Consider the following 26,151-nt stretch of genomic DNA (forward strand, 5'->3'; position numbering starts at 1 on the left):
AAAAGAAAAGAAGGTGCTTCACATGGCAAATTTATATTTAATAGACGGCTCAGGAATTGCATATAGAGCCTTTTTTGCGCTAGGAGACTGGATGAGCACTTCGGATGGTTTGCCGACAAACGCCATTTATGGTGTAGCTAGAATGCTTCTAAAGTTACTCAAAGAGTACGTTAAAAAAGGTGAAGATTCAATAATATTTGTTATGGACAAAAAAACCACCACATATAGACATGAATTATTAGAAAGTTATAAAGCCCAGAGACCCGAAACACCCGAAAAATATATACAACAGATCCCATACATATACGAAATGGTTGAAAAATTAGGCATAAAATTAGTTGCCATGGATAATTACGAAGCCGACGATGTTATAGCCACGATAGTGTCCAAAAAGAAAAGAAACTACGATAATGTTTATATAATTACCTCGGATAAAGATATGATGCAACTTGTTAAGGATAACGTATATATCTTAAGACCAGAACAAGGAATAACAGAAATGGTGAAATACGATGCACAGCAAGTAGAAAAAAAGATGGGAGTCCCTCCAGAAAAAATTGCAGATTTACTAGCTTTAATGGGGGATAGTTCTGACAATATCCCAGGTGTAAAAGGTATTGGAATAAAAACAGCCCAAAAATTGCTGCAAGATTACGATAACATAGACGATCTTTATCAACATTTGGATGAGATTAAAGGTTCAACAAAAAACAAGCTAAAAAATGAAAAGGAAACCGCATATCTCAGTAAAAAACTAGTCCAATTGATGGTAGATGCACCAATAGAAGAAATATTTGAAGATGAAGAAATTATATATCAAGGATTCAGAAACAATCTACGAGATTTTCTCAAGAAATTAGATTTCAATTCAATATTAAAAGAGTTAGATATGCCTGATACAACTACTAACTCAACTAAAGTTACAGCAGAGACAAAAGCAGAAAAAAAAGATTATTCGACGAAAGGTAAGTATTACGAATATAACGCACAAGATTACAAAGAACTATTAAAGACTTTAGAAAAATACGAAATAATATCTTTTGACCTTGAAACTTCTTCTCTTGATCCATATCAAGCAGATATAGTAGGAATCGCTTTAAGCTGCAAACCATTTGAAGGATATTTTTTGTATCTGTACAAAGAAAAAGATAGGTGGGAAATAACAAAGGAGATAGTCGATCTTTTAAACACTAAGAAGATCATTGGCCAAAATTTAAAGTACGATATGACGGTTTTGAAAGTAAATGGAATTGAATTAAACAAAGTATATTTTGACAGTATGATAGCTGCTTATTTGTTGAATCCGGACAGCAGAAGGTTCAATATGGACGATCTCGCAAAAGAATATTTGGATTATAAAACAATTAAATACAAAGAAGTGATGGGAAAAGATATCAAACTGTTAACCCTTGGAGACATTGATAAGAAAAGGGTTGTTGAGTACGCTGGAGAAGATGCTGATATTGCTTATCGATTATTTGAAGTATTAAAGCCTAAATTAGAAGAATTTGAACTATTTGAATTGTTTGAAAAAATCGAAATGTCAACTATAAATGTTTTATCAGAAATGGAAATGAACGGCGTGTATTTTGATTTAAAAGAACTACAAAAATTGGAAGAAGAATATAACAAAAAGCTAAACTCGTTAATGTATGAAATGAAAAAAATCGTCGGTTATGACTTCAATCCAAACTCCCCAAAACAAGTTGGAGAACTACTTTTTGAAAACTTAGGATTGAAGGGGAAAAGAAAAACTAAGAGCGGATCATATTCAACAGATGCAGATTCTTTAGAAGCCCTAAGAGATGAACATCCAATAATAGAAAAGCTCTTAGAATACAGAAAATACCAAAAACTTCTATCTACATACATAATCGCTATACCAAAACTAGTTAACAAAAAAACTGGAAGGGTTCACACATCTTTCAACCAAACTGGAACAGCTACCGGTAGATTAAGTAGCAGCGAACCGAATCTTCAAAATCTCCCCATACGAGAAGAAGATGGAGAAAGAATAAGGAGCACCGTTAAGGCACAAAAAGATGATTATGTGCTACTGAGTGCCGATTATTCTCAAATTGAATTGAGGGTTTTAGCTCATCTAACTAACGATGAAACTTTAATAAATGCTTTTAACAATGGTGAAGACATACATGCTTTAACCGCAGCTGCAATATTCGGTGTAAAAATCGACGATGTTGACTACAACATGAGAAGGGTAGGAAAAGTAGTTAATTTTTCCCTGGTGTATGGATCATCTCCGTATGGATTAGCCGAGAATTTAAAGATACCTGTCGAAGATGCAAAAGATTTCATGAACAGATACTTTAAAACTTACCAAAAAGTCAAAGAATATCAAGAATCAAGTTTAAAGATTGCAACGCAAAAAGGCTACGTTGAAACCATATTTGGAAGGAAAAGATTTTTGAAAAACATAAAAACAGGTAAATCAGAGTTGAAACGAATAGTCATAAATACCCCTATCCAAGGTAGTGCTGCAGATATCATGAAATTGGCGATGATCAATTTATACAAAAAACTTCCAAAAGAAGCAAAATTGATACTTCAGGTGCACGATGAAGTTGTAATAGAATTACCTGAAAAAATCGTAGAAGAAACCAAAAAAATGGTTCAAGATTGTATGGAAAATGCGGTCAAATTGAATATACCTTTAAAAGTAGATATCAGTGTCGGAAAAAATTGGCAAAAATGATAATTATAATTATGTATAATTAAATTATTAAAATTTTTTCATTTTTTCAAGAAAATCTGATATAATCTAAATAACTATTTAAACATTCATAGATAAAAAGAAAGTGCAGAACACGGGTGAAGCTTTAATCCTTTTTCCTTCCTTAGATGGGTGGGGAGTGTTTGCCGCAGTGTGCAAACCATGTTTTTAAATGATTTTGATCTTGAATTCGGGGTTTTTAAGGGGCTTGCCCCTTAACGCTTCGGCGAAGGGGCGCTATATAATTAGATTTTAAAAGCAATATATTATAATGAAATTATCGGAGGAATCGAATGAAAAAGTTTCACATCGTAAAATTAGGGTGTCCAAAAAATGATGCAGATATGGAAATATTCAAAGGGTTGCTCCAAAGCAAGGGGTATAAATACGAGAGTAATCCTCAATTAGCTAATTATATTTTCATCGATACATGTGGTTTCATCGAAGAAGCTAAAAAAGAAAGCATCGAAACCATATTTGAATATGTATCCCTAAAAGATAATAACAAAAACCTAAAAGTTATACCAATAGGTTGTCTAACTCAAAGATATTTCGACGATATTCTTAAAGACATCCCTGAGATTGATGGATTATATGGTGTGTTATCTCCAAAAACCATAGTTGAAAAAATTGAAAATGGTGAATATTTTTTTAAAAGGGATATTCCTGAAACTCTGTACGATTGTAAAATTAGAGCGATTCCAGACTCACACTACGCATACGTAAAAATCGGAGATGGATGTAGTAGAAATTGTGCTTTTTGCTCTATACCCACTTTCAAAGGGAAACCAAAAAGCAGAAGTATCGAAGAAATAAACGAAGAAGTTGAATTTTTGGTATCCAAAGGTGTAAAAGAAATCATTCTCGTATCCCAAGACAATACCTTGTACGGCATAGACAATTACCAAAAGCAGGCATTACCGGATTTACTAGACAAACTTAACAATATAAAAGGAAAATTTTGGATCAGGGTGATGTACTTACATCCGGATTTTTTAAGTGAAGAAATCATAGAAAGCATACATAGAAATGAAAAAGTATTAAACTATTTCGATGTTCCAATTCAACATATCTCTGATAAAATTTTGCAAAGTATGGGTAGACATAAGAAAAGAAATGAATTAATTAAACTATTTGAGAAAATCAGAAAAGAACCATCTGCCATAAGAACCACGTTAATGGTAGGGTTCCCAGGAGAAAAAGCTGAAGATTTTGAAGAATTAGTAGATTTTGTAAAAGAGATAAAATTTGAAAGAATGGGCAGTTTTATTTTCTCAAAAGAAGAAAACACCAAGTCATTCACATTACCAGAACAAATTGATGAACAAATAAAAAAACAAAGGCAAAATGAACTAATGACTGTTCAAAGTGAAATTTCTAAAAACATCATGGAAAAATATATAGGTGAAACTTTAGAAGTTCTTTTGGAAGAAAAAGAAGACAACGTTTATGTCGGAAGAAGCTATTTAGACGCTCCAGAGATTGATGGGAATGTATATATAAAAAATTTTGGTGACAAAGAACTAACTTTTGGGAATTTTGTCAAGGTGACAATTACTGGTTCATACGAATATGATCTGGAAGGAGAAATAGTTGAATGAACATACCAAATTTATTGAGTTTTTCTAGGATAATATTAGCCATTCCAATATTCATCCTAACTGTCTTTGGAGAACAGTTTTATACCGCAGCCTTGGTTTTGTTTATTATAGCTTCCTTAACCGATTGGTTAGACGGTTATGTCGCCAGAAAGACTGGTCAGGTTACCGATATCGGCAAATTTTTTGATCAAATATCTGACAAAATACTTATAAACTCGGTTTTTATTGCGATGTTGGGTGTAGGAATTTTGCCTGCCTGGTTTGTTGCAATAATTGTATCAAGAGACACCTTTGTCAGCGGTTTAAGGATGGCAGCTGCAAATAAAAACATCGTTGTCCCTGCTGATAAGTTTGGTAAACTAAAAACCGTCTTAGAAATCGCTTTAATTATTGTAATATATTTGATGCTATGGAATTTTCTAATTACTACTTTGATCTATTTGACCGTTATAATCAGTCTATTATCGGGAGTTAATTATACTGTCAAAACCGCCAAACAATTCTAAAAAAGAAAGGAGTCCTAGTATATGACACAGCTAAAAAATGTAAATAACCACAATACCGACAAATTAAGATCCTTCATCGCCATCGAAACTAATGAAAAATTAGAAGGGTTGTTGACTGATTTAATCGAAAGGTTTCAAAGGATGGGATTTAAAGCAAATTGGACAAATGCGAAAAATGTCCATTTAACCTTGTTTTTCCTTGGGGATCAAAAGATGGAAAAGATAGCTCAATTAGCTTATAAAATTGGCGAAAGAGTATCCGGATTTCCTACTTTTCATTTTAATATCCACAAGATGGGCTTCTTTGAAAATGATTCTCAGCCAAAGGTCTTATGGCTGGGAATAGAAGAAGACAATACCTTAATCGGTTTGTACGAAGAAATAAAGAAGGTACTAAAGATTTCAGAATTAGAGGTTAAAGATACCAATTTTTTACCTCATATTACAGTCGGAAGAGTTAAATCGTTCCCTAACCACTGGAAAGAACTAATTAATTCTGTCACTTTTGATCAAATCCAAGTATACGTAAATTCTATCGGAATATACTCTTCTGAACTCACAAGAAAAGGTCCAATATATAAAAAACTTTACACTATCGACTTTGAAGGAGGCGTCATCATTAATGGCTAAAAATGATTCTAAAGACGCAAATAAAGAAGAATTGTTAGAAAAGCTTGTTAAAGAGTTAGAAAAAAATCATGGAACAGGATCAGTCATGTTAATGGGTAAGGGATTGGATAATAGCAATCTAGCCGTTGTCCCAAGTGGATGTTTATCGCTGGATATAGCTTTAGGAGTTGGTGGATATCCAAGAGGAAGAATTATAGAAATATACGGAAACGAATCATCAGGTAAAACTACTCTCGCTCTTCATTCCTTAGCAGAAGTTCAAAAATTGAATGGGATAGTGGCTTTTGTTGATGCCGAACATGCTTTAGATGTTGAATATGCAAGAAAGTTAGGTGTGGATGTCGACAAATTGATAGTTTCTCAACCGGATTATGGTGAACAAGCCCTTGAAATTGTAGACTCGCTGGTAAGATCTAACATAGTAGACCTAATTGTAGTAGACTCTGTAGCCGCTTTGGTACCGAAAGCAGAAATAGAAGGAGCTATGGGAGATTCTCACATGGGACTTCAGGCAAGGTTGATGTCTCAAGCTCTAAGAAAACTAGCTGGAAGTATAAACAAATCCAAATCTATAGTAATATTTATAAACCAGGTAAGGATGAAAATAGGGGTAGTGTATGGTAACCCAGAAACTACCACTGGAGGAATTGCACTAAAATTTTATGCTACTATAAGGGTAGAAGTAAGAAAGGGCAATCCAATAAGAGAAGGAAAAGATCAGATAGGGAATGAAACAACCTTAAAAGTCGTAAAAAATAAAGTTGCTCCACCATTTAAACAGGCAAATGTAGACATGATCTTTGGACGAGGTATCCCAAAAGAAAATGACATCTTTAACATAGCCGTAGAGGAAGAATTAATTCAAAGAAAAGGTGCTTGGTTCTCTTTTATCAACGAAAATGGTGAAGAAATTAGTTTAGGACAGGGTAAAACCAATTCAGTTAGTTATCTCATGGAAAATCCTGACATACTTGATTATTTAGAATATACGATTCGTAAGAAACACAATTTAATTATTCCAGATTATTTGATAGAAAAGTTCGAGTCTAATTCATCAAAAGGGAAAAAAGTAAAAAGTGAAGAATTACAAGAAAATTGATCCAAAAGATGAGAAAGCAGCCGAAAAATCTGCGTTGAATTTAATAAAGTACCGTGCCAGGTCAGAAAAAGAGCTCTCAAGCCGTCTAAAAGAAAAAGGCTTTGATGAAGAAGTTATTGCTAAAGTAGTAGAAAAATGCAAGAAGAGCGGTTTGATAGATGATAAACTTTTTGCATATTTATATGCATATGACAAGTTAACTTTAGACAATAAAGGTCCCATGTTTATACAGTATGAATTAAAACGGTTGGGAGTAGATGAAAGATTAATTCTCGAGGCACTCGAAAAAGTAAAAAGCGAAGTAGATATAAATACAATTGCTTTAGAATTGGCAAAAAATTATTATGAAAAAACACAAGACACTCTCAAAACTAAAGCTTACTTGTATAGAAGAGGTTTTGAGCCAGACATTATAAACTGTGTTATTGAAGACATACGAGGTGATTAAAATTGGAAATTCTGGTATATATAATTATAGGAATAGCTATATTTATCTTATCTCTGCTTGTTGGAATTAATATTGGAAATAGAAGGATGATCTCCACACTAGCAACCAAAAAAGAAGAATTGGAAGTTGAAATAAAAAACAAACAAAAAGAAATAGAAAAGATGTTAAAAAATGCAGAAGAAGAAGCTAAGGCATTAAAACAAAAAGAATTACTTGAGGCAAAAGAAGAGATACATAGGCTCAGGCAAGAATTTGATTCAGAAGCAAAGCAACAAAGAGAAGAACTTAAAGCCAATGAAGAGAGATTAATTAGAAAAGAAGAAAGCTTAGCAAAAAAAGAAGAGAATTTAGAAAAACTAAAAGAAAAATTGGAAGTCCAGCATGAAAACGTCTTGAAATTGGAGAAAGAATTAGAAACTAAATTAAATGAAATTGCAAAAATGACCGAAGAAGAAGCACGTCAAGTAGTAATAAACGAAGCAAGGGATAAATATGAAAGAGAAATTGCCCAAAAGTTCAAAGAAATAAAAGATCATTACGAAGAAGAATCAAAAAAATACGCCAGATGGGTTATCACTACTGCTATTCAAAGATATGCATCAGATGTCACCAACGAAATAACAACCTCAACCGTAGCTTTGCCCACAGATGACATGAAAGGAAGAATAATAGGTAGAGAGGGAAGAAACATCAGAACTTTTGAAAAACTCACAGGTACCGATTTGATAATTGATGATACCCCAGAGATAGTTGTAATCTCATCGTTCAACCCATTACGAAGAGAAATAGCAAAAAGAACACTTGAAATGCTTGTAGCCGATGGAAGAATACATCCTGCTAGAATAGAAGAGCTCTATGAGAAATCAAAAAATGAAATCCAAGAATACATAAAAGAAGTAGGAAAAGAAGCGGTAATGAGAGTAGGTATAAAACAGCCGCACCTTGAAATAATTAAACTTCTAGGTAGATTAAAATTTAGAACCAGTTATGGACAAGATGTATTGGAACATTCAATAGAAGTAGCACAATTTGCTGGAATGATGGCAAGCGAATTAGGATTGAATGTTGAACTAGCTAAAAGAGCGGCTTTATTCCATGATTTGGGTAAGGCTGTTGATCATGAAGTTGAAGGATCACATGCTATTGTTGGAGGGCAAATTGCTAAGAGATACGGAGAAAAATTAGAAGTAGTTAACGCGATACAGTATCACCATAACGAAGTTGACCCAATGACACCCGAAGCTGTTTTAGTTGCTGCAAGTGATGCGTTATCGGCATCCAGGCCTGGTGCACGTAAAGAAACTCTGGAAAATTACATTCGAAGAATCGAGCAACTTGAGGAGATCGCAAAATCATTCAGATACGTTGATAAAGCTTATGCAATACAAGCAGGAAGAGAATTGAGAATAATAGTTCAACCAGATAAAGTTGAAGATGAAATCGCAGAAAAATTGGCACACGATATATCTGTTCAAATAGAGGAAAAGGTTCAATATCCGGGAGTAATCAAAGTAACCGTAATTAGAGAAAAAAGAAGTATATCTTATGCAAGTTAGAAATCTTAGACGCCCTTTAAAGTTAAAGGGCGTTTTTTTCAAAACTTTATGTAGCTACCAGTTTTTCCTGGTATTACCTCGATTTTTGATTTAATTCTTTCTTTCAATTCACTTACATGAGATATTATACCCACCATTCTCCCAGTGCTGTTTAGCTCCGTTAATACTTCGATTGCACTATCAAGAGAGTTTGTATCAAGGCTGCCAAATCCTTCATCTATGAAAATTGTATCTAAAGAAATACCACCAGCTTCGCTTTGCACCACATCGGCTAATCCTAAAGCAAGAGCTAGTGCAGTTTTAAAACTTTCTCCTCCTGAAAGTGTTTTTATTTCTCTTTCTTTTCCAGTGTAGATATCAAAAACCATGATTTCTAAACCTTCGCTCTTCCTTGCATCAAGTACCTTAGAAGATCTATGCAACTGATATCTCCCATCTGTTAATTTGTTTAATCTTAGATTCGCTTGAGCTAATATTTCTTCGAAATAATAGGCTAGCACGTATTTGCTAAGGCTGATCCTTGTATTGTTGTCACCTTTACTGACATCTCTTAAGTTCTTTATGGTTGAGTATTCTTTTTCTTGTTTTTCTATCTCTTTTATGACAGTTTCTAAATTAGTTTTTGTGGCTTTAAGATGTTTTATTTCATATTCTAAATTTGATTCAATTTTGATTAATTCTTCAATTTCCTTTTGTAATTGATCTATTTCATTTGCTAAAGGTGTTTCATCAATTTTTTTAAGGTTTTTAGTGGATTCTTCTAAATCGATGAGAAGAGTCTGCTTATTCTTTAATTCTTCTTTATATTTTTGAACTTCATCTTCTAAACTTTCTATTAAGTTAATTTGTTCTTTTATTCTTTGATATTCTTGTTGATTCTTAAATCCCGTTTTTTCTACCATTTGATCGAATTTTTGTTCAGCATTTTTTACTTGGTCGTCTAATTTAGTTATGTCTTCGGTTAATGTTTTTATTGTTCCTTTTGAAGAGTTTATTATTTCTGAGATTCTGTTAGCTTCTTCTCTTTTTTGTTCGTAAGTAGTTTTGATATTATGGATAAATTTTCTTTTTTCTTGTATCTCGCTTTTTATTTCATTTTCAGTTTTGTTCTCTAATTGTTCTTTGAGATTTGTGATTTTAGTTTCTAGTTCTATAATTTTTGATCTCGATTCATCAATAATTTTTCTCAAATTTTCTCTTTGTTCTTCTAGCTCTTTAATTTCTTCTTTGATCTTTTTATTATCGTTTTTTAGGGATTTGACTTTATTGTATATTTTTATTTTTTGGCCATATTCTTGTTTTTGTTGGTTTAATCTATCTTCGAGTATTTTTATTAAATTTTGTATATGAGTGTATATATACTCGCTTTCTTGGGGGATTTGTAGTTCTTCACAGATTCTTTTGTATTCCGATTTAAATAAAGATACCTCTTGTGAATATTTGTTTGATACATCTTCGTAATTTCTTAGTATCATTGCCTTTTCTTTCTCTTTTTCATTTAATTTTTGATTGATTTCCTCTAGTTCTTTTTCTGTTATTAATTTTCCACTACTTTTGGCAGGAGAAGGGTGAACAAGAGATCCACAAACGGGACACGGTTCTCCTTCTTTTAAAGTAGTTGCGAGATGATATGCCTGTGATTTTATAAAATCGGTAGTCTTTTTATTTTGTTCTTCCCTTAAGTTCTGGATTTCTATCTCTATTTCTTCTTTTTGCTTCTTTACTTTTTTATAATCTTTGTGTAAGAGTGCCAATTCTTCGTAGTTTTTGGATAATTCGTTGGCTGCAGATAATAATTTTTCATTTGTATTAATTTCGTTTTTAAGTATTTCAACGTTTATATCTTCGTTTTCTGATATATATTTTTCGTTTTGTTCCAATTTTCCTTGAGTTTCCGAAAGTTCCTTGTCCTTTTCTTGGCTTTCTTTAACCTTTTCATCCAAGAGTTTCTTTTTGGTATTGTATTCTTTTATTAAGTTTTTGTACTCAACGTATTTATCTAATTTTTGATTGAGATCTTCAATTTCTTTTTCAACTGCGGATATCTTTTGATATTGCTTTTCAATTTCTGGTAATTTTTCGTCTATTCGTTGCTTTTCTTCCATACTTTTATCTAATATATCTTGTTGATCTTTGAGTTGGTTCTTTTTATCGTTTAATTCTTTCAAATACTCTACGTATCTTTCTTCGTATGGAAGTATCTCTTTTGCCTTTTTTAACCTGTTAAGGAGTTCTTCTCTTTCTTGGATATACTTGGAATTTTGTTGGAGTTCTTCAATCTCTTTTTTAAGGGTCTCTTTCTTTTCGATTAGTTCATTGGTTTTTTTTATCTTTTCAAGATTTGTATTTAGTTTTTGCAGTTTGTCTTGTTTTTGAGATTTTTGTTTTTCGGTTTCTTCTTTTGAAGTTTCCCTTTTCTTAATTTCCTTTGTTAATTGATCGATTAGATTTTCAGGATCGATATTTTCTTCTTTCAACAATTGTTTGTATTCTTCTGATTCAAGGTTTATTGTTTCTAATATGTTTCTGACTTTTTGTTGTTGTTCTTTTAATCCTTTTTCTATATTTTTAAAAATCTCGTCTATTTTTTGTTCGAAGCGCTCATATATACTTATGTCAAATATCTTCTTAAAGATCTCCGCTCTTTCATTTGAATTGGCTGTTATAAATTTTCTGAATTCTCCTTGGGGAATCATCACTATTTGCTTGAATTGTTCATAGTTAAGGCCTAAATATTCTTCTACCTTACTATTTACTTTTTTAACCCCAGTTTCGTGTAATATTAATTGACCATTTTGATATATTTTTATACTAGCTTGACTGTTTTGCTTTGTGGTACCCTCACCATCTTTTTTGGATCTTTCGTAAGAAGGGGTTCTTGAGACTTCGATTATTTTATCTTTAAATTGAAATTCAAATTCCACGTATGTGTCGGTGTTTTCATCTGCAAAATGAGACCTGGCTATCGCATCTCCTCTTTCATCCATCGAACCATTTCCGTATAAGGCATAACAGATTGCATCGAAAATAGTAGTTTTTCCTGCACCTGTTGGGCCTGTAATTAAGAATAAAGTATCGTTTCTTAATTTGTTAAAATCTATTTCTTGCTCTTCCAAAAAAGGTCCAAATGCCTGGAATTTTAATTTTATTGGTTTCATATATCATCACCGCTTGTTTTTTGTAGCCCGTTGAAAATGCTTGTCACTATCTGTTTTTCTTCAAAAGAGAGTTCTTGGTTTTTGACTTCTTGGTAAAACAATTTGAAAAGATCCACTGGCGATATTTTCCTTATATTATAATCCCTTGTTTTTATTTCATCGTTTGTTTTTAAATTGGGGAAATCAAGGGATAGAACATTTGGGAATTTTGCTCTCAATTTGTTTATAGCGTCATAAACGGGTTTGGTGTTTTCTAATATGATTTGAAGATAATCATCTGAACTCTCCATTTTCATTATGTCATCAAATGATCCTCTTATTATTTTCATATCTTTAGCGGTCTTAAAGCTCAATTTTTCAACTTTTATATTTCCCTTTTCTTTCATTTCTACTAAGTTCATTCCTTTTATATGGTCTGCTTCACTGAAGGAGTACTTTAAAAGAGAACCGGAATAATAAATATTTTTGATCTTTTGAGGTCTGTGAAGATGTCCAAGGGCAACATAATCAAATTTTTCAAAGATATCTGGATCCACATATTCACTTCCTCCAATTGTCAGAGGTCTTTCGGATTCACTATTCAATCCACCCGTTATGTATTCGTGGGCTATCAATACGTTCCTTTCATCTTCATCCAAATCGATACTGTCAAGGTAATGCTTTAAAAGCTGGGTTTTATCCTCAAAATTTGTCTCGAATATATCACCGGCTTTTTGAGAATCAACGTATGGAAGCATAAAAAAATTAACGGGACCATACTCGTCCTTAAAGGTGATTTTTTTAACTTCTTTTTTCAAAGTACCTTCGATATGAAGATTCATATTAGAGAGTATACCATTCAAGAACTCAAGTCTCTCATCGCTATCGTGATTTCCTGAGATTATGAGTGTGGGAATTTTTAATCCGAGTACAATTTTGGAGAGCACTTCGTTCAGTAGATTAACTGCCTCTGATGGAGGAATGCCTCTATCGTATAAATCTCCTGCTATCAATAATACATCCGGTGGAGTTTTGGATAAATATGCCAAAAAGTTATCTAAAATATATTTTTGATCCAAAGTCATATAGTTGGAATATATTATCTTTCCAAGATGCCAATCCGCAGTATGAACAAATTTCATAATAGCTTCCTCCAAATTCTAAAAAAGGGATGCAAGTTGCATCCCTTATCTTTCAACTTTTTTTAATACAATGGTTCTACATCCATATGTTCCCAATAATCTTTGGATAATTTTTGATAGAGCGTATAAATTCTATCTCTATGTTCTTTTTCCCATTCTGCTAGATGATTCAATATCTTTTTCAACTCTTCATCTTCAACACTTTCGGCAGCTTTGTTATAGAAATTCATAAAATCTTCTTCGATAAGATACGCCATTCTTAATACAGGAATATCGGATTTTACTGCTGTAAAATCACCCTGGTAAGCTATTTCTTGGGTAGCTCTTTTGGAAAAAGATTTGCCCACATCAGTGGGTTGTGAGAAATGTCCATAATCATGACTTTTTACATCTTTTATTAGGCTACTTATATAATCTGCGTGTCCTTTCTCCATGCTGCTTAAATCTTCAAAGGTTTCCTTAACTTGTTTAATTTTAACCGTTTTTGCTTTTGATTCGTAAAATTGCATTCCTTCTAATTCCTTAGATAAAGAATATTCTAATATACCAAGAGCCTTTTTTTCATTCAAAGAAAACACCTCCAACTATTTGTTTTATATTGCCTATAGAAACTTTAACATTTGATTTAGAAACCCTTTGCCACACAGCCAACAGTCAACTATTTTGAATATTCTACATAAATGTAAGGTAAAAGAATAAATTCTAAAATAATTGATAAGTAAAGTCCAACAACAGGTATCATTCCCAAAAGAAAAATAACAAATAAAAGCAGAAATATTTGTAAGAAGTTTTCTCCGTTAAAAACGAAAGAAAAACTCCTTTTTAGAGAATCGGTAACCGATAGCTTGTCAACCACCAATGCAGACGGAGAAAAAATTAAGAAAAGGGCTAATATTAAACCCGGGATAACATAAGCTAAAGTTCCAAGAGATATAAGAAAACCTACCACAATAGAAAGCACGATTATATCTAATAGAAGTTGATTAACTTGAGAGAAACTATTTTTCAGATCAATTTCTTCCCCTTTTTTATATTGATCAAATAAAGTAGTGATCCAAGCGATGAAAAACATTGTACTTATACCTATAACGATAGAAGATAAAAAATTAGCAATGGGTCCTATAAATCTTATAGCATCGAAAAGTAAAGTAAGTATAATCCCTATAAAGAATGGTATGAGAATGATTGGATTTTTACCGACTATTTTAAACGGTTCGGTAAAAACATCACCTAGTTTTATTCTCACGCATATTCCCCCCTCTAATTTTTAAGACACTCATGTGACTTTTTCTCCTTCCAAACATCTATTTTTTTCAAATTGCAAAGTAGTATGATCGATTTCAAAATCTTCTTTTAAAACTTTGTTTAATTTATCTATGCAATCATCTAAATCATAATTATTTTGGTCAAAACCTTCTTGAAGTCTTATATGAGCTTCCATGTATTTGTCTTTTCCATCGGTTGTCCAAATGTGGATATGGTGAACATCTTTTACGAAATCAAACTTCTCCAACTTTGCTTTTATTTTTTCGATTTCAATATCAGTTGGAGTTCCTTGTAGTAATATATTTACAGTGTTCTTAAGTAGTGGTATACTTTCTACAAATATATACCCGCTTATCATAAGAGTGAATATAGCATCAACGATATAAAGTTTTTGATAAATGATCAAAAATGCCCCAATGATAACGAATATAGACGAAAAGGTATCACTAAGGATATGGATAAAAGTAGCTCTAACATTTAGATTTGTTTTTGAACCAGAATGCAGTAAATATGCAGTTGCTAAATTACCTGCTAAACCAATGAAAGCAACTATTAACATAATGTTACCTTGTATGATCGATGGATTTGATAATTTATTTATACCTTCAATAAGTAAATAAACAGCAATAACCATCAATATTTCTGTATTTACAAAAGCGGCAAGTGTCTCCACCCTTTTATAGCCGTATGTCCTTTTTGAGTCTCGTTTCTTTTTTGACAAAACTCTTGCTATATAACTTATAAGAATTGCGGTAGTATCGTTAAGATTATGTATGGCATCGGATAATAAAGCTAAACTATTAGAAAAGATTCCACCTAATATCTCTGTTATAGTTATTCCAAAATTTAGTATAACTGAAAAAAGAAGTCTAAAATCTAGAGCCCTTTCTTTTTCTTCATGATTTAGATCCATAAAACCATCCTTTATTTTATTGGCAATTCACTTGAATCATAAACATAGATACCATTTTCATATTTTGAATATTTCCATTTCGGGAAAGTCCATTGATTTGAAATTACTTTTGCACCCGGCTTGAGTTCTTTTTTTAACTTGTTTTCTAATTCATTCATCGCAAAATCCACTTGAAAAACTGTTATAATATCGAATTTAGATAAATCCGCTTTCCAAAAGTTTTTCCAATGAATGAATGCCTTTCCTTTTAGCCCGGCTCTTCTAATATTTATCCTTGAAATCAAAACTAAAAAAGGATTTATCTCAAAACCATGAGCTTGTGCACCTTTTTCAGCAAAGGCTATAACAACACGGCCATCTCCCGATCCTAAATCTACCGAGATCTCGTCCCCCTTTATTTCTGCTATGTCAACCATTTTTTTAACGTCTCTTTTTCTACTTGGATCAAATATAGCACCCTTCAACGAAAAAGGAATTATCCAGAAAAAAAGTAAATATAATATTAATAAAGCTAAAATTGTAAAAAATATCCACATATTTTCTCCCTAGTTTTGAATAGAATATATTGTGATCTTACCATCTTTTGTATTTTGTTACTTCTCGCAAGAAGGTCTTTCTTTTTTCTTTATCGTTTTCTTTTTCTACATCTAACGGGGGATATCCGTCTATTACTCCTAATATACCTCTTCCCTGATCACTTTCAGCTACAATTATTTGTAGAGGGTTTGCTGTGGCAGCAAAAATATTGAGTACTTCTTGCACATTCAATAGTTGATTTTTTATGTTTATTGGGAACCCGTTTTTAATAATTAGCACAAAGCAATGACCTGCTCCTATCTTTTGAGCGTTATCGATAGCTACTTTAATCAACTCATCATCGTTCCCATCGTATCTTACAAGGCGTGGACCAGACGCTTCGTTGAAAGCTAAGCCAAATTTTAAAGAAGGATTCGTTGTAACTATACTTTCATAGATATCTTCGACGGTTTTTATGAAATGCGATTGCCCCACTATTATATTCGTATCTTCGGGAATATCTAACTGTACAACATCGAGATTTAAATCCATCTTTCGCCTCCTGATTATTTTTTTGAAATAGTATCTTTAGGAATTGCTAAAAATTTCTAAAAATCAATCTCTTTTATACAATCCTACAATTTCAGCTTTTTCTATTATATGCCCTTCCATAGCTTTCAATAAATCTTCTTTTGTGGTGTTTTGAGGTAAATCCAATGTTGTATCTAATGCGTAAAGTTTAAAGTGGTAATGATGAACCCCATGCCCAACAGGAGGGCAAGGACCCATGTATCCAGTTTGCTGAGCACTGTTCTTCCCTTGATTTAATGTAAGAGGATGAGTTATTGAATATTCTTTTGGGATCCTTTCAGGAATCTCGTCAACTAATTCAACGTTCCATGCCACCCAATGCACGAAGGTCCCCATCGGAGCATCTGGGTCATCCATTATCAACGCCAAGGATTTTGCTTTTTCTGGGGTTCCTTCGATTAACAAAGTGGGGTTGATATTTCTACCCTCGCAGGTGTAAGTGCTTGGAATATAATCGTTATTTTTAAAAACTGGTGAGGAAATTTTTAAAGTCATACCAATATCCCTCCTTCAAACGATAATTTAAAAACAGCTAACAACTTAAAAATTTACATTATAATTATACCATAAAAATACTACACTTCTGATGCCTTTATCCAAACTCTACTTTTATCAGTCATTTTCCTTTTCTAGTGAATCTATTTCTAAATTCGAAATTAACGTTTTGCGCTGGAAAAATCCCCTTGTTCACTCCACGAACCTCTTCAATTGAGTAAAATGCATTTGGATTGAATTCATTAACTATGTCTATAATCTTTTTTAAATCTTTCCTCCTAACCACGCTGTATATAATTTTCACAGGTCCTTTAGATCCTTTCGCATCTATACTAGTTACTCCAAAACCCTCTTTATTCAAATAATCTACTAAAGGTTGAGCTTCTTTATTGGTTATCACTCGCACTAAATTTGTTCCAATAGCTATTTTCTCTTCCAAAACCGTTCCTAGATAATTTCCAGTAGCAAATCCCAAGGCGTAGGCTATTGCATAAATAGGGTTATCCAAATTATTCATAACTTGTGAAATAGCTATAAGCCATATAGATACTTCAAAAAATCCTAATACCGATGCCCAAAACTTGATACCTTTCGAGATAAATATGATCCTTATAGTCATCAAACTTACATCACAAAGCCTCATGGCAAAAATTATAATGGGAAAAATCACCAGCGAAAAAAAGGTTGAATCCATAAAAGAAGAAACTTCCACTACATATTCACTCCTTTTAATATTGATTATTTTTTGTCATTCCAAAATATCTTATCATATTTAAGTGATATAATATAGAGATAAATAAATAAAATTAGGAGAGGAGAATTTCTTTTGCGAAAAATAGTTCTAATTTTTATATCTTTGGCCATCTTTAACTTGTTGTTTTCTTTAAACGTTGATTCATTGTTCAAGTCTGTAGAGTTATTAGACAACAAAGAAAACGTTGTGTCATTTTACTTCACTAACGATTCCGAGAGTAAAATTAATATACACATTAGTTCGCTTTCAGAGAATTCCCTTTTTGACGTGTCTTATCCAAGTGAAATTAGCTTGTTCCCATTCGAAACAAAAAAAGTTGATTTTTTAGTTAAAGGTTCTAAAACCTCACTAGGTACACATGTTCTTGCTTTTTCTGTAACAGCTGGGGATAATTTACCAGTCAAGCCAGAAGTTTCTAAAACTACCCTTCCAATTATTATAAAAGTTGTAGATATAAATACTTCGAATATGCAAATTTCTGTAAATATGTATTGTGATACCCCATTCCTTTCAAGCAAAGATAAATTAGGTACCTATTTCCCATTACAACTATACAACAATAGCGATTTGGAAGTTGAAGTTTGGGGAACTTTTTCTTTGTATAAATTAAATAACGAACAATTGATCTTTCAAAAATTCCTTTTTAAAGACCAATCTATAAATCTTTTGCCTCATACTAACAAAGAGGGTAATATCTTTATTGAAAAATATTTAGCTCCCGAAGAATACAAGATTAGAGCAGAGGTATACTACGGATATAAAGATTATTTTCAAGAAAAATACGTTTATGAGAAAGAATTCAAAATATCAGAGGACGTGAACAAAGAAAGGAACGTAGTTAACGTAAATTCAGATCCAAATCAAATTTATATAAAAATACCTAAAGAAATGAGCCCTAGGGAGTATATAACCAATCCTATAGAATTATTTGTGGATGTAGTTAATAATGATTTTTTAGATATGAGCGTTTTTTTAGATTTTGAATCGGAAGGTGACGAACAAAACCCTTATAATAGAAAAACAAACGATAAATATTTATCTATAACACCTAAGGAATTATTAATAACCAAATACCAAAGAATGGAAACAAAGCTAATAGCAGATTATCGAAGATCAAATTTAGTCGAATTAACCGGTGAATATTACACTAACTTAACTCTAATTGGAGAAAGTAACGATGGAACAACAACGATTCAGAGTAAAATCAATATTCCATTGACAATAGATTTTGGAGATAATGTATATAACTCAGAATCAAAAGTATACATTGAAGAGAACAATATTTTAAGCGACTTTTATAACAACATAACAATCAATTTTGAAATAGAAAATACTGGTAACTCATCTGTTAACTATGATATCTACATGAGAAAATGGAATTCTGTTACCAACAATCAGGTAGGAAACGAAATTATCTTAAAATCCAACCAATTACTATTACCTGAACAAACTGATGAATTGACAGAGAAATTAGTTACTGAATTAGGAGTGGATAAAATTCTTATAGAGATTGTTACAAGTAAGGGTACTGATCCCAATGCGATAATTAAAGTTGATAATTACTCACTAAATATAGATAGATAAAATAAAAAAGGTGGTTAAAAGTTGAAAAAAGTACTGCTATTAATTATTGTCGTCGTTTCAGCCTCTTTTTACTTTTCAAATATTCACTTAAGTTTTAACGAAACACCGCTTGAAGAGGCACTAGAAAAACTTGAGGAAGTTAGTGGAAGTATTATTTTAACAAAGGCAAATACTTCAGGAAAAATTACGAAAGAAATAAATACTTTAGATTTAGAAAGCGCTTTAGATATTCTCTTATATTCTACCGATTATGAATACAAAAAAGTAGGAAATAATTTATATTTAGTGGGAGATTTTGATTTAATAATTCAAGGATCTGTACAAAATGCAACAGAGATTAACTTCAAAAGTTTAGAAATAACAAAAATATCAAATATTTTGATGCTTTTAAACCAAAGAGTTAGAAAGGTCCCAGACTCTAACTTTAATAGTATAATAGTGTTTGGTAAGGACGAATTGTCATCTCAAATTTCAAATTTTTTCAATTTCCTGGATACTAACGCAGGAGATAACAAAATAATCACCTATTCATCTTCACATAAAATCTCAAAAAAACTCTATGATTATTTAATCGGTTTAGAAAAAAGCTATGGCGACTTTCCACTTGAAAGCAAGGATGCCATCGGATTTTTAGAATCAAACTTTTCAATTCTTACGGATCTAGAAAAAGTCGAGTTTTATGAGAACTCTGATGTAAATGAAGCAGATGTTAAATTTAAAGAAAATATTAATAATTATTATTTGGTAGAAAAAGATGGGGAGTATATTGTTTTAGTTACTTCTAAGTTTAATCTAGAAAACCTAACAGTATATGAAAAAGCAAACAATGTCTCAAATCTAGAAACTACGATAGGAGTAAGTTATCAATTTGATTCTAACGAGATTATATCCAGTATTTCTTTGCAGTTCAACAAGTCTTACTTTAAAATCTCTTCCAACTTCAATAACAACTTTAAATTTACCTATAAAACAACCTTGAATGATAATGTAAGCATTGGAGCTATACTGAAAAATCAAGAAAATCTCATAAATGTATCTTTTCTACTCGACGATTACGAAGATTTCAATAATTTTGCTTTATACGGTATACTTCAGGTGAACAGTCAGATAGAAGATCTAAATAGTATTTTAGTAGATATAAATAAAATAACCTACGATTTAGTGGCTGCAAAAATTTATAGCATTGGAGAAAAACAAACCTCTGAATTCTCTTTATATCCAGGATTTGGTCTCTCAATAAGTAAAGAAGATCAAGCATCTATATACCTTAATTTCGGATCTCAGTACACTTTCACTTTTCAAGAAAGCAGTGTTTTGCTTTCGTACTTATACCATCAACATTTACACACCATCAATTTATCACTTAAATTTTGAGTAGAGTGGGGAGCGGGGTAAAACCCTTATCTGCTCTTCCTTAGAGGGCGGGGAGTGTTTGCCGCAGTGTGCAAACAATGTTTTTAAATGATTTTGACCTTGATTTGGGGTTTTTAAGGGGAACCCCCTTAACGGTCGGCGAAGGGGCGCTAATTCAAGTTTTTAAGACATTAATTTCAAAGTTGGGGAGGATTACAAATGTTTAGAATTCTAGTAGTAGAAGATGATAAATCCATCTCAAGGCTTTTAGAATTGGAACTAACCCACGCAGGTTATATCGTAAAAATAGCAAAAGATGGAGATGAGGCATTAAAACTTTATGAAAATTTTAAGCCTGATATTATATTATTGGATATAATGTTGCCTATAAGAGATGGATTTGAGGTTGCCGAGGCGATTAGAGATTATGACAGTGATATTGGAATAATAATGATCACAGCCAGAGGAGAATTAGAAAGCAAGGTTAAAGGTTTAAAAAATGCTGATGATTATGTGGTTAAACCTTTTGAAATAGAAGAAATATTGGCAAGAATAGAGGCTTTATTAAAAAGAATGGGCAAAACTAAAGAATTGATAAAAGTTGGAGACATAGAGATTTACCCTCAAAACATGGAAGTTCTAGTAAATAAAAATAATGTTCATTTAAGTCTTACAGAATTCAATATACTCAAACTACTTGCTCTGAATAAAAATATTGTTGTGTCGAAAGAAAAAATTTTAGAAGAGATTTGGGGATACTACGATGAAGAAAACAATAACTTAGTTGAAGTATACATCAACTATTTAAGGAAAAAATTGAAAGATTCCACACAAAATATAGAAACTGTGAGAGGTGTTGGATACGTTATTAGGGAGAAAGAAAGTAAAACATAGTGCAATTTTTAGACAAACAATAGTTTTTACAGCCGTTACTATGAGTATCGTATTGGCAATTGTTGGAATAGTGAGGATCGTTTTCGTACAATTCACACTTCAAAGTTACAATGAAATGTACATAACACAACTGAATGTAAGTGGATTGAACAGAGAAAATGCCAAGAATCCTCAGGATCCCATAGAATTGCTTTACCAAATTATGCAAGATTCAAGTGTATTGAGAAGAAGTTTATTATCAAATAGGATAGTAATTCTTGATGGGCAATTGATTTCAGACCCATACGGTTTGATAAAGGAAAATTTCAAAATTCCTAGATTACCGTATCTTTATGAATCTGATGGAATGTACTATATTTTTGCAGGGGTCCCCATATTTGGCTCATCTCTTTTAATAGTAGGTGGACCATCTCTCGAACTAACAGCGCTTTTGAAAAACTTTGAAAAAGCAGTTTTTGTAATAATCACAGCTGGTTTTTTTATATCGCTCGTAGTATCTTATTTTTTAGCAAGAAGTACACTCAAACCTGTAGTCAAAATGGCAGAACAAATATCTGAAATAGATGCCGATACCATAGATAAGAGGATATCCGAGCAGAAGTCCCAGGAATTCGATATCTTTGCACAAAAATTGAACTCAATGTTAGATAGAATCGAAAATGCTTTTGAAATACAAAATCAATTTGTATCTGATGTTTCACATGAGCTAAGAACACCTTTAACTTCTATAAATGGTTACATTAAAATGCTTAAAAGATGGGGGAAAACCGATCCCAAAATTATGGAAGAATCGTTGAACAGTATAGAGTCATCAAGTGAATATTTAAGGGATCTAGTTGATAAACTTCTGCTTCTCACTAAGAACGATTACCAAATTAAAAAGGAAATTATAGATGTTAAAAATGTAGTAGAAGAAACTTTGAACCTTTTTAAATTAGAGCTAAGTGAATTCAAAATAGATATACAGGGAGAAAGTTTCACAGTAAATAGCTCTAATGAGTACCTTTCTTTAATCTTCAAAATTTTCATTGAAAACGCAATAAAATACTCACCAAATCAGAAAGAAATAACAATAAAATTAGACCCAGATCATAAGAGTATAAGCATACAAGACCATGGTATTGGTATTGAAACGACAAAATTAAAAAACATCTTCGAAAGGTTTTACAAAGCGGACCCTTCTCGAAGTGATAAAGGCCATGGATTAGGATTATCAATAGCAAAAAAACTAGCTGATGCATTAGATATTGAATTAAAAGCTTATTCTGAATTAGGTAAAGGAAGCACTTTTACGTTGACTTTTTTGAGTCAGCTGTAAGATGGTCCGAATTATCTTATCTCACCTGAATAACGACGATGAGGCCGAATTATTCGTGATTAAGTTAAAAAATGTCTTAAAATTTTTGAATTATTGACTTTTTAATGTATAATAAACATAAAGGGGGCGAAATTATGCGAAGTATGACCGGTTATGGGAGATTAACAAAAAATATTGGCGATTATAGCTATAATGTAGAAATAAAATCTTTGAATTCCAAAAATCTAAATATCAACACCTCAATCTCACCTTTATTTTCTCCATTAGAATTACATATTCAAAATCTTGTTAAAAAATACTTCAAAAGGGGAAATTTGAGAATTTCAATAGACATAAAATTATTGAAAACAGACGACATAATTGATGTTGACTTAGGGCTAGCTAAAGCCTATTACAACGCCCTCAACAGTTTGATCAACGAACTGCATTTAGCAGATGATGTTAATTTAGAAGATCTGTTAAAATTTAAAGATATTGTTAAAATTTCCATTGATGAAAAAACTATCGATGATATTTGGGAAGGTGCGAAAGAAGTTTTAAAAGAGGTTATCGAAACCGTATTGAAATATCAAAAGGAAGAAGGGAAAGATCTAAAAGACTTTCTTGATGGCTATTTGACTGAACTTGAAGATATCATTATTAAAATAGAGGAAAATGCTCAGCAAATGAAAGAAAAATATAGAGAACAGTTAAAACACAACGTTAATTCTTTGATTAGTAATATAGATAGCATCGATGAAAATAGGTTAGAAATGGAAATAGTCTTATTAGCAGAAAGAGCCGACATTAGCGAAGAAATGGATAGATTAAAAAGTCACACTAGAAGGTTTAAAAATTTTCTAGAAAATGAAAATAATAACGACAGTATAGGGCAAGAACTAGATTTTATCTGTCAAGAAATGCATAGGGAATTAAACACGATCGCCTCCAAGTCAAAAATTTTAGATATAACTAACCTTTCCTTGGAAGGGAGAACCCTGGTTAATAAAATTCGAGAGCAAGTTCAAAATCTTCATTGAATTATGGTAAGTGATCAAAAATATCGCATTGAAGTACGCATAATTTGCATTTTAAAGGTGTTTAAGGCAAGGATGAATCTTAGCTAAATCTTTTTGTTGGTGGAGGTGTTCTTCATGTATGGATTAATTAACATAGGTTTTGGAAATATCGTTGTTGGTGATAGGGTTATAGCCATTGTTTCTCCTACTTCTCAACCTTTAAAAAGATTAAAAGAAATCGCCGAACAGCAAGGAAAGTTATTAGAAGTAAACCACGGAAGAAAAACTAGAGCTTTTATAATAACCGACTCTGGCCATGTTATAGCCAGCGCAATCCAACCAGAAACAATTACCAATAGATTTTTGCAGAACTATTATGACATAGAAAAAGTTTTGGATAAAATACGCAAGGAAGTACTATAAAAATGGAGGGTTTACTTTACATCGTTAGTGGACCATCAGGTGCAGGAAAATCTACATTGATAAAAAATGTTTTAGACAAAATTATTGGCTTTTCATTTTCTGTTTCCTATACCACAAGAGAAAAAAGACCAGGAGAGATTGACGGAAAAGATTATTTTTTTGTTGATAAAAGCACCTTTTTTAAAATGAAAGAAGATGGAGAATTTCTCGAGTGGGCTGAGGTTCATGGAAATTATTATGCAACTTCCAAAAAATTTATTGAGGAAAAGTTAAAAGAAAGTCGAGGCCTTGTTTTAGATGTCGATGTTCAAGGAGCTTTAAATATTAAAAAAATTTATAAGAACGCCATATACATTTTTATTTTACCTCCCTCAAATGAGGATCTAGAAAAAAGACTAAAAAAAAGGGGTACCGAATCAAAAGATTCTTTGGAAATAAGGCTAAAAGATGCACAGTGGGAGATTTCTCATATGAAAGATTTCGATTACGTTATTGTCAACCAGGAAATTGAAGAATCAACAAATCAACTCATATCAGTTCTCGTGGCAGAACAACTTAAGAGAGAAAGGTTCGATGACAAAACTCCGTTTTTTTTTAAAAAACAACTATGAATTTTAAATTAAGAGGTGAAATCAAATGAATTTGGGAATAAATTACGATAGAATATTAAATAAAGCGAAGTATAAATATGTAATTCCTATTATTGCAGCTAAAAGGGCTGAAACTCTGAAAAACTTAGATGAATTGAAAGGAATTACTGAGAAAAAAGACTACGTAAGCATCGCCTTAAAAGAATTAGAAAACGGTAAAATACAAGTCAAAAATTCAGCTTTATTAGATAGTTTAAGTAAATAATCCAATTCAAGGTGAGGCGAAGGGACGCTAAATAAAGTTTTAAAACATCCATTTTGGGAGGGTAAAATGCTAGATTTAAAATATATCCGAGAGAATCCACAAGAAATAAAAGAAGCCTTAATGAAAAGAAACAATGAAACTTCCATAATAGATGAAATTATCTCTTTCGATGAAGAGAGAAGAAAATTGTTGCAACAAATCGAAACTCTTAGAGCCCAAAGAAATCAAAATTCAAAATTAGTTGCTAAATTAAAAGCCCAAAAGAAAAATGATGAGGCTGAAGAAATAATTATCCAGGGAAAGGAAATCTCTGAACAAATAAAAAATCTGGAATCAGATTTGAAAAATATTGAAGACAATTTAAATTATAAATTATTATGGGTGCCTAACATTCCTGACAGCGATGTACCCGTTGGAAAGGATGAGAACGAAAATCTCGAAGTAAGAAGATGGGGAAAACCACGAGAATTTGATTTTGAACCAAAAGCTCATTGGGATTTAGGCACAGAATTAAACCTCTTAGATTTTGACAGAGCAGCTAAACTAAGCGGATCTCGATTCACCATCTTAAAAGGTGACATAGCCCGTTTAGAGTTGGCTTTAATCAACTTTATGATCGACTTGCATACAAAAGATCACGGTTACACCTTTATACTGCCTCCACATCTAGTTACAAAAGAAACTATAACCTCTTCTGGTCAACTGCCGAAATTCGAAGACGATTTATATAAAACTTCTTTGGATCAAATGTACCTTATTTCTACCGCCGAAGTTTCTCTGGCTGGTTTACATAGAAACGAAACCTTAGAATTTAATTCACTCCCCTTAAAATACGTTGCTTATACACCTTGTTACAGAAGAGAAGCAGGTAGTTATGGAAAAGATGTAAGAGGAATGATCAGACAACACCAATTCGATAAAGTAGAATTATTTTGGTATACAACTCCTGAAGAATCCTCTCAAGCCTTGGAAGAATTAACAAGCCACGCAGAAAAGGTGTTGCAACTTTTGAATTTACCATATAGAGTTGTTGCTCTCTGTACTGGAGATTTGGGTTTTGCAGCAGCCAAGACTTATGATTTGGAAGTATGGTTACCTAGCTACAATGATTATAAAGAAATATCCTCATGTTCAAATACAAAAGATTTTCAGGGTAGAAGAGGAAACATAAGGTATAGGGACAGAGAAAATAAGTTAAATTTTGTTCACACACTAAATGGTTCAGGATTAGCAGTTGGAAGAACTTTAGTAGCTATAATGGAAAATTATCAAACAGCTAATGGCAAGATAGAAATTCCTGAAAAACTCATTCCTTACATGGGGAAAGAGTTCATAGGTTGA

At 32.1% G+C, this 26,151-nt stretch carries 25 protein-coding genes; 16 read left to right on the forward strand and 9 right to left on the reverse strand.

Annotated elements, in window-relative coordinates; genetic code table 11:
• Window positions 1-22 precede the first annotated feature (22 nt).
• From polA to rny, 7 genes are all read left to right on the forward strand, one after another.
• Entirely contained in the window at window positions 23-2,713 is a 2,691-nt protein-coding gene (polA, locus tag BZ25_RS07445) for a DNA polymerase I (protein WP_121514338.1), read from the forward strand.
• A gap of 311 nt (window positions 2,714-3,024) precedes the next feature.
• The gene (gene rimO / locus BZ25_RS07450; protein ID WP_012207934.1) at window positions 3,025-4,332 is read left to right on the forward strand and encodes a 30S ribosomal protein S12 methylthiotransferase RimO; all 1,308 of its coding nucleotides are present in this window, start codon (window positions 3,025-3,027) and stop codon (window positions 4,330-4,332) included.
• Window positions 4,329-4,838 carry a CDP-diacylglycerol--glycerol-3-phosphate 3-phosphatidyltransferase gene (gene pgsA / locus BZ25_RS07455; RefSeq protein ID WP_012207935.1) on the forward strand — a complete coding sequence of 170 codons (510 nt, stop codon included), beginning with the start codon at window positions 4,329-4,331 and terminating at the stop codon, window positions 4,836-4,838. Before rimO ends, pgsA begins: the two co-directional genes overlap by 4 nt.
• A 21-nt stretch (window positions 4,839-4,859) precedes the next feature.
• The gene (gene thpR, locus BZ25_RS07460) at window positions 4,860-5,468 is read left to right on the forward strand and encodes an RNA 2',3'-cyclic phosphodiesterase (protein ID WP_012207936.1); all 609 of its coding nucleotides are present in this window, start codon (window positions 4,860-4,862) and stop codon (window positions 5,466-5,468) included.
• On the forward strand, window positions 5,461-6,567 hold the full coding sequence (recA, locus tag BZ25_RS07465; protein WP_012207937.1) for a recombinase RecA: 1,107 nt from the start codon (window positions 5,461-5,463) through the stop codon (window positions 6,565-6,567). Before thpR ends, recA begins: the two co-directional genes overlap by 8 nt.
• Window positions 6,545-7,015 (forward strand): regulatory protein RecX, encoded by a 471-nt coding sequence (locus BZ25_RS07470; RefSeq protein WP_012207938.1) that lies wholly within the window; start codon window positions 6,545-6,547, stop codon window positions 7,013-7,015. Before recA ends, BZ25_RS07470 begins: the two co-directional genes overlap by 23 nt.
• A gap of 8 nt (window positions 7,016-7,023) precedes the next feature.
• Window positions 7,024-8,571, forward strand: coding sequence for a ribonuclease Y (rny, locus tag BZ25_RS07475; protein WP_370034944.1), 1,548 nt, complete (start codon window positions 7,024-7,026; stop codon window positions 8,569-8,571).
• Between the two features lie 38 nt (window positions 8,572-8,609).
• Here rny and BZ25_RS07480 read toward each other — a convergent pair whose 3' ends face one another.
• The 9 genes from BZ25_RS07480 to BZ25_RS07520 all read right to left on the reverse strand — a co-directional run bounded on the left by BZ25_RS07480 (window position 8,610) and on the right by BZ25_RS07520 (window position 17,343).
• Entirely contained in the window at window positions 8,610-11,729 is a 3,120-nt protein-coding gene (locus BZ25_RS07480) for an AAA family ATPase (RefSeq protein ID WP_121514340.1), read from the reverse strand.
• On the reverse strand, window positions 11,726-12,850 hold the full coding sequence (locus BZ25_RS07485) for an exonuclease SbcCD subunit D (RefSeq protein WP_121514341.1): 1,125 nt from the start codon (window positions 12,848-12,850) through the stop codon (window positions 11,726-11,728). The genes BZ25_RS07480 and BZ25_RS07485 overlap by 4 nt, the downstream gene beginning before the upstream one ends.
• 62 nt (window positions 12,851-12,912) lie before the next feature.
• A complete protein-coding gene (locus BZ25_RS07490; protein ID WP_012207942.1) occupies window positions 12,913-13,419 on the reverse strand; it encodes a ferritin family protein in 507 nt (168 codons plus the stop codon).
• A gap of 89 nt (window positions 13,420-13,508) precedes the next feature.
• Window positions 13,509-14,096 (reverse strand): hypothetical protein, encoded by a 588-nt coding sequence (locus BZ25_RS07495; protein ID WP_121514342.1) that lies wholly within the window; start codon window positions 14,094-14,096, stop codon window positions 13,509-13,511.
• Between the two features lie 30 nt (window positions 14,097-14,126).
• Window positions 14,127-15,029 carry a cation diffusion facilitator family transporter gene (locus tag BZ25_RS07500; protein WP_121514343.1) on the reverse strand — a complete coding sequence of 301 codons (903 nt, stop codon included), beginning with the start codon at window positions 15,027-15,029 and terminating at the stop codon, window positions 14,127-14,129.
• A gap of 11 nt (window positions 15,030-15,040) precedes the next feature.
• Window positions 15,041-15,565: a class I SAM-dependent methyltransferase gene (locus BZ25_RS07505; protein WP_012207945.1), complete on the reverse strand. Its 525-nt coding sequence runs from the start codon at window positions 15,563-15,565 to the stop codon at window positions 15,041-15,043.
• A gap of 37 nt (window positions 15,566-15,602) precedes the next feature.
• Complete coding sequence (locus BZ25_RS07510) at window positions 15,603-16,097, reverse strand: adenosine-specific kinase (protein WP_121514344.1); 495 nt, start codon at window positions 16,095-16,097, stop codon at window positions 15,603-15,605.
• Window positions 16,098-16,160: 63 nt separating this feature from the next.
• Window positions 16,161-16,631: a YbhB/YbcL family Raf kinase inhibitor-like protein gene (locus BZ25_RS07515; RefSeq protein ID WP_121514345.1), complete on the reverse strand. Its 471-nt coding sequence runs from the start codon at window positions 16,629-16,631 to the stop codon at window positions 16,161-16,163.
• Between the two features lie 121 nt (window positions 16,632-16,752).
• A complete protein-coding gene (locus BZ25_RS07520) occupies window positions 16,753-17,343 on the reverse strand; it encodes a DUF2179 domain-containing protein (protein ID WP_103065306.1) in 591 nt (196 codons plus the stop codon).
• A gap of 114 nt (window positions 17,344-17,457) precedes the next feature.
• Here BZ25_RS07520 and BZ25_RS07525 point away from each other — a divergent pair, with 114 nt between their 5' ends.
• The 9 genes from BZ25_RS07525 (at window position 17,458) to serS (ending at window position 26,151) form a co-directional block, all read left to right on the forward strand.
• A complete protein-coding gene (locus BZ25_RS07525) occupies window positions 17,458-18,969 on the forward strand; it encodes a hypothetical protein (protein WP_121514346.1) in 1,512 nt (503 codons plus the stop codon).
• 21 nt (window positions 18,970-18,990) lie between these two features.
• A complete protein-coding gene (locus BZ25_RS07530) occupies window positions 18,991-20,343 on the forward strand; it encodes a hypothetical protein (protein ID WP_121514347.1) in 1,353 nt (450 codons plus the stop codon).
• A 198-nt stretch (window positions 20,344-20,541) separates the two neighbouring features.
• A complete protein-coding gene (locus BZ25_RS07535) occupies window positions 20,542-21,216 on the forward strand; it encodes a response regulator transcription factor (protein WP_121514348.1) in 675 nt (224 codons plus the stop codon).
• Complete coding sequence (locus BZ25_RS07540; RefSeq protein WP_121514349.1) at window positions 21,179-22,534, forward strand: cell wall metabolism sensor histidine kinase WalK; 1,356 nt, start codon at window positions 21,179-21,181, stop codon at window positions 22,532-22,534. The genes BZ25_RS07535 and BZ25_RS07540 overlap by 38 nt, the downstream gene beginning before the upstream one ends.
• A 134-nt stretch (window positions 22,535-22,668) precedes the next feature.
• Window positions 22,669-23,553 (forward strand): YicC/YloC family endoribonuclease, encoded by an 885-nt coding sequence (locus BZ25_RS07545; protein ID WP_121514350.1) that lies wholly within the window; start codon window positions 22,669-22,671, stop codon window positions 23,551-23,553.
• Between the two features lie 114 nt (window positions 23,554-23,667).
• Complete coding sequence (locus BZ25_RS07550; RefSeq protein WP_012207955.1) at window positions 23,668-23,955, forward strand: DUF370 domain-containing protein; 288 nt, start codon at window positions 23,668-23,670, stop codon at window positions 23,953-23,955.
• 2 nt (window positions 23,956-23,957) lie between these two features.
• Window positions 23,958-24,566 (forward strand): guanylate kinase, encoded by a 609-nt coding sequence (gmk, locus tag BZ25_RS07555; RefSeq protein ID WP_012207956.1) that lies wholly within the window; start codon window positions 23,958-23,960, stop codon window positions 24,564-24,566.
• 25 nt (window positions 24,567-24,591) lie between these two features.
• Window positions 24,592-24,810 (forward strand): DNA-directed RNA polymerase subunit omega, encoded by a 219-nt coding sequence (locus tag BZ25_RS07560; protein ID WP_012207957.1) that lies wholly within the window; start codon window positions 24,592-24,594, stop codon window positions 24,808-24,810.
• A gap of 66 nt (window positions 24,811-24,876) precedes the next feature.
• Window positions 24,877-26,151: a serine--tRNA ligase gene (gene serS / locus BZ25_RS07565; protein WP_103065311.1), complete on the forward strand. Its 1,275-nt coding sequence runs from the start codon at window positions 24,877-24,879 to the stop codon at window positions 26,149-26,151.

Source organism: Petrotoga sp. Shatin.DS.tank11.9.2.9.3 (assembly GCF_003665005.1).
Classification (GTDB): Bacteria; Thermotogota; Thermotogae; order Petrotogales; family Petrotogaceae; genus Petrotoga; species Petrotoga mobilis.

Coding starts and splice junctions, on each gene's coding strand:
- BZ25_RS07550 (WP_012207955.1), top strand. CDS start 23,668: ATGTATGGATTAATTAACATAGGTTTTGGAAATATCGTTGTTGGTGAT.
- BZ25_RS07505 (WP_012207945.1), bottom strand. CDS start 15,565: ATGTGGATATTTTTTACAATTTTAGCTTTATTAATATTATATTTACTT.
- gmk (WP_012207956.1), top strand. CDS start 23,958: ATGGAGGGTTTACTTTACATCGTTAGTGGACCATCAGGTGCAGGAAAA.
- BZ25_RS07485 (WP_121514341.1), bottom strand. CDS start 12,850: ATGAAATTTGTTCATACTGCGGATTGGCATCTTGGAAAGATAATATAT.
- pgsA (WP_012207935.1), top strand. CDS start 4,329: ATGAACATACCAAATTTATTGAGTTTTTCTAGGATAATATTAGCCATT.
- BZ25_RS07545 (WP_121514350.1), top strand. CDS start 22,669: ATGCGAAGTATGACCGGTTATGGGAGATTAACAAAAAATATTGGCGAT.
- serS (WP_103065311.1), top strand. CDS start 24,877: ATGCTAGATTTAAAATATATCCGAGAGAATCCACAAGAAATAAAAGAA.
- BZ25_RS07500 (WP_121514343.1), bottom strand. CDS start 15,029: ATGGATCTAAATCATGAAGAAAAAGAAAGGGCTCTAGATTTTAGACTT.
- rimO (WP_012207934.1), top strand. CDS start 3,025: ATGAAAAAGTTTCACATCGTAAAATTAGGGTGTCCAAAAAATGATGCA.
- recA (WP_012207937.1), top strand. CDS start 5,461: ATGGCTAAAAATGATTCTAAAGACGCAAATAAAGAAGAATTGTTAGAA.
- BZ25_RS07510 (WP_121514344.1), bottom strand. CDS start 16,097: ATGGATTTAAATCTCGATGTTGTACAGTTAGATATTCCCGAAGATACG.
- thpR (WP_012207936.1), top strand. CDS start 4,860: ATGACACAGCTAAAAAATGTAAATAACCACAATACCGACAAATTAAGA.
- polA (WP_121514338.1), top strand. CDS start 23: ATGGCAAATTTATATTTAATAGACGGCTCAGGAATTGCATATAGAGCC.
- BZ25_RS07515 (WP_121514345.1), bottom strand. CDS start 16,631: ATGACTTTAAAAATTTCCTCACCAGTTTTTAAAAATAACGATTATATT.
- BZ25_RS07535 (WP_121514348.1), top strand. CDS start 20,542: ATGTTTAGAATTCTAGTAGTAGAAGATGATAAATCCATCTCAAGGCTT.
- BZ25_RS07560 (WP_012207957.1), top strand. CDS start 24,592: ATGAATTTGGGAATAAATTACGATAGAATATTAAATAAAGCGAAGTAT.
- BZ25_RS07480 (WP_121514340.1), bottom strand. CDS start 11,729: ATGAAACCAATAAAATTAAAATTCCAGGCATTTGGACCTTTTTTGGAA.